4 protein-coding genes are annotated in these 3,206 nt (G+C 33.5%); all 4 read left to right on the forward strand.

All coding sequences use genetic code 11. From position 1 onward, the window contains the following. Positions 1-193: hypothetical protein (locus ACZQCL_RS07875; RefSeq protein WP_482482631.1), on the forward strand; the 193-nt coding region annotated here is incomplete at its 5' end. A 1-nt stretch (position 194) separates the two neighbouring features. Beyond that, positions 195-998, forward strand: coding sequence for a substrate-binding periplasmic protein (locus ACZQCL_RS07880; RefSeq protein WP_482482633.1), 804 nt, complete (start codon positions 195-197; stop codon positions 996-998). Next, on the forward strand, positions 988-2,676 hold the full coding sequence (locus ACZQCL_RS07885; protein WP_482482635.1) for a sensor histidine kinase: 1,689 nt from the start codon (positions 988-990) through the stop codon (positions 2,674-2,676). Before ACZQCL_RS07880 ends, ACZQCL_RS07885 begins: the two co-directional genes overlap by 11 nt. Further along, on the forward strand, positions 2,592-3,125 hold the full coding sequence (locus ACZQCL_RS07890) for a response regulator (RefSeq protein ID WP_482482637.1): 534 nt from the start codon (positions 2,592-2,594) through the stop codon (positions 3,123-3,125). Before ACZQCL_RS07885 ends, ACZQCL_RS07890 begins: the two co-directional genes overlap by 85 nt. Positions 3,126-3,206 lie beyond the last annotated feature (81 nt).

Here is a 3,206-nt window from a genome sequence, read left to right on the forward strand (position 1 = left end):
GGAATTTGAGTCGTTTGATGTGAATGACGAAGTGGTGGAAGAAGTTAAAAAACATTTAAAGGAAACTTCTGTGGAAAATAAAGAGTTTACTTTACAATTTAAAGAGTTAAATATAAAATTTCATACGTTGTGGTCTGGTTTGGATACAGATCAATATATTGGTGTGATTGGTCAAATAGATAGGAGGATATGATTTGAAAGGGAAACGAATAATTACAAGTTTATTGAGCTTATCTTTACTTGTTTGTCTACTAAGCGGATGTAAGACAAGTAATTTAGAATCGGATGAATCCAATTTACCTGTTATTATTTTAGGTAGTGATAATTATCCCCCTTACAACTATTTGAATGAGGATGGAAATCCTACAGGTATTGATGTGGATTTGGCAACCGAAGCGTTTAAGCGATTGGGATACAGAGTTGAAGTGGTTTATATTGATTGGGAAAAGAATAAGGAACTTTTAGAAAGTGGAAAAATCGATTGTATCATGGCATGTTTTTCCATGGAAGGAAGATTGAATGACTATAAGTGGGCTGATCCATATATCGCAAGTCGTCAGGTGATTGCGGTCAATAATGATAGTGATATTTATACTTTGGATGATTTAAAAGATAAAAATATAGCTGTGCAATCGACCACCAAGCCAGAAGATATTTTATTAAATGGCAATTATGATGTAGGTAACTTGATTAGTTTAAACCATAGAGAATTGATCTTTACATTCCTACAAAAAGGATATGTGGATGCGATTGGCGCTCATGAAGAATCGATTATTCAATATATGAAGGACTATAATGCGGATTTTCGTATTCTAGAAGAGCCATTGATGAAAGTAGGCATTGGTGTAGCTTTCTCAAAAAATGATAAGCGTGATCTTTGTGAGAAGTTGGATCAAACATTAAATGAGATGAGACAAGATGGCACATCTAAAAAGATTATAGGTAAATATCTAACGAATCCAGAAAAGTATTTGGAGGTGGATGATTTTGCGTATTAAAAATTGTTACTACCATATACTGACAGCACTACTAGGGGTTTGTATGATTTTCTCTTCTGCATTTTATTTTATCCAAACGCAAAAAGATGAAACAGAAACCAAGTTGGTAAAAATTGTAAATTATGTAAAGATACAATGTTCTACATATACCCATTATAATGAGGCGAGTGAATCGAAGAGTTTATTAAGAACGATTGAGAGTTGTCGTCAGCTTCAAACGAATCTTCAAAGTAAAGTAGATGCAGGAAAACTTATAGATCAAGCTTTTCTAAAGGATAATCTTAGTACATTATGGATGGATGGGATTCTTGTATTGGATGAAAATGGGAATATAGAAAGTTCCTATAGTACAAATGATTCCATTTTAAAACAAGTTCATCAATATATCAGTAAAGATATTGTTTTGAATTATATGAATTGTCCAGAAAGAACATATGCACAACGTGTTGAATTGAATGATGGGTCTCATTTAGATATTGCGACATGTGCAAGAAGTGATGCACCTGGCATTGTGGCTACTTATTTTTATACTTCCGCTTATTTTGCGCAGAATTATAATTTAACACTTCAAAATTTGTTGAAGGGATATAGTACAAAATCGGATGGAACTATTCTTGTTTGCGATGAAGGAAGCATCATTGCGAGTAATGATAAATCACTACTTCATGCTTCGACAAAGAAGAATGAAATTGTTCAATTATTAAAAGGAAACAAGGATAGTCAACATATTTATCATTTTAATAATAAAGGTGCAGGCTATTATGGCATTATGTTGAAACAAAGTAATTATTATATCTTCGCCTATATTTCAGATCATGTGGTAATTGATGGTGTTTTCACAAAATTAGTTGCGATTTTACTTGTATATATATTGTTTGTGCTTGTACTAAGATATATTGGTCATCGCAATAATCGTATAAGACAGGTTAAAGAACAAGAAAAAGAGAAGGTGCACCAAGAAGAATTATTAAAGGCAGCTAAAAAGGCAGAGGCGGCTAATGTTGCCAAAACCGAATTTCTTCAAAGAATGTCTCACGATATTCGTACTCCAATCAATGGAATCATTGGTATGGTTGAAGTTGGGAATCATTATAGTGATGATATTGAAAAGCAGGCCCATTGTCGTGCAAAGATCAAAGATGCTTCAAATACATTACTCGAATTAGTGAATGAAGTATTGGACATGAGTAAGCTTGAGTCGGGTGAAATCGTCCTTGAAGAAGTTGGATTTAATATAGATAAGTTGAGTGATGAAACGATTGGAATAGTAGAAGAACTCGCAAAAGAGCGTAATATTCAAATTGTCGAAGAAGAAAAAAGTATTACCCATCCATATTTGATGGGAAGTCCAATCCATGTAAAGCGTGTACTAATGAATGTTCTTTCCAATGCCATTAAATATAATCGGGATAATGGATTTATCTATGTAAGTTATAAAGAGTTGGATTCAAATCATTCAAATTCGACAGTGATTGAATTCACTTGTCGAGATACAGGTGTTGGTATGTCTAAAGAATTCCAGAACAAAATCTTTGAGCCTTTTGCCCAAGAACATAGGGAAGTCGTTCTAAATATGTGGGGACAGGTTTGGGTATGCCAATCGCAAAAAGCCTTGTCGAAAAGATGGGTGGCTCCATTGCGTTTACAAGTCAAGAAGGTGTGGGTTCTCAATTTGTGATACGCATTCCATTTAAAATCGATGAAGAACATAAAAATGAAAGAGTTAAAGAATCAGCTTCCGCATCGATTGAAGGACTTAGCGTTTTACTTGTAGAAGATAATGAATTGAATATGGAAATTGCCAGGTTCATTATCGAAAATGAAGGTGCTAAAGTTACTTGTGCTACAAATGGTAAAGAAGCGGTGGATATCTATAAGAACGCACCCGAATCTTTTGACATTATCTTAATGGATATAATGATGCCAGAAATGGATGGTTTACAAGCCACTCAAGTGATTCGCTCATTTGATCATGATATTCCAATTGTGGCGATGACAGCTAATGCGTTTATGGAAGATAAAATAAAGGCTAAAAAAGCAGGTATGAATGCGCATGTATCAAAGCCTTTAGACAGGAATATATTGATTCAAGTGATTGCAAAGTTGTGTGGTTATAAAAACGTATAGTGCTTTTAAATTAAAGTGATAATTAAAAGAAAAAAATGACTATATAAGTTAGAAAAACGATGGCATGTTAAAATTTTGTAT

The organism is Holdemanella sp. (genome assembly GCF_056804935.1).